Annotated in this window: 2 protein-coding genes; one reads left to right on the forward strand and one right to left on the reverse strand. The window is 68.4% G+C overall.

Features of this window, described 5'->3' with window-relative positions; translation table 11 throughout:
• Positions 1–322: 322 nt before the first annotated feature.
• Positions 323–481, reverse strand: coding sequence for a hypothetical protein (locus LCE31_RS39885; protein ID WP_225023200.1), 159 nt, complete (start codon positions 479–481; stop codon positions 323–325).
• Between the two features lie 206 nt (positions 482–687).
• On the opposite strand from LCE31_RS39885, the gene LCE31_RS39890 reads away from it, so the two are divergent.
• Positions 688–948, forward strand: coding sequence for a GntR family transcriptional regulator (locus LCE31_RS39890; protein WP_225023201.1), 261 nt, complete (start codon positions 688–690; stop codon positions 946–948).
• The last annotated feature ends 33 nt before the right edge of the window (positions 949–981 follow it).

A 981-nucleotide genomic window follows, 5' to 3' on the forward strand; every position in this document is an offset into this window, starting at 1 on the left:
GGCAGCACCAGCTGCCGCAGCTGCCCGGCCGTGGCCACCTTCACCACCCCCAGCGCCAGCAGCACCAACGACCGCGCCCTAGCCGTCGACTTGTAGCGCCACACCTGCTGCTGACCAGCCATCCGCTCCCACCCCCTCCCCCCGGCAACCCTCGATCCCGCCCGGTGAAGGACGGAGAAAAGGGTTGTCGGCACGCGTGCGCCCCGCGAAAGGCCCTGTGACCTGTGCCAACGCCAGGGCATCGAGCGTAGCCCCTGTAGGGAGGACTGTAGGGGAGAATGTAGGGAGATCTGTAGGGGACTGGCTAAGGGCGCCGGGTGCTCTACACGCGGGGGACCAGCTCGCACCATGCCGCCCGCAGCGTCCGCGCCGCCGGACAGTCGACGCCGCTGCGGCACGGCGCGCATCCGCTGGTGTGGCCGGTGTAGGCACGCCAGGCCGCGTCGATGCGCGTCTGCCGCGAGGCCGGCGTCTGCTGCACCGGACCAGTTTCGCCGTCGTCGTCTCGCCGGCCCGCCCTCGTGCCCACAGCGTTCACCTTCCCCGTGTTTCGGTTCCCGGGCCACCGACGACCCGGAACCGAGCCTACCGCTACAGCTCAGTCCTATAGAACTGTACAGAGCTGTATGGAGCTGTATGGAGCTGTCTAGATCTGCGGGGAGCTATCCCTTATGTGAGCGTGCCGTCATGGACGACGACCAGGAGAGCCCGTTCCAGGCCAGCTCACCCGTACCGGTCTACGCACAGCTCGCGAACGAACTGCAGCGGCAGATCGAATCCGGCGAACTGCCCGCCGGAGCCCGGCTGCCCGGCGAGCGAGAGCTGGCACGCACCTACCACGTAGCCCTCGGCACAACCCGGCGCGCCATCCAGGAACTCCGCGAACGCGGCCTGGTCGTCACCCAGGGTCCGTTGCAAGATCGCTTTTTGTCCGGGTTCATCCGGTGAGGCCGAGGGCGATCAGGGGTCTGCGGCAGTCGC

Origin of the sequence: Streptomyces sp. 8L, from assembly GCF_020176795.1 — a bacterium.
Classification (GTDB): Bacteria; Actinomycetota; Actinomycetes; order Streptomycetales; family Streptomycetaceae; genus Streptomyces.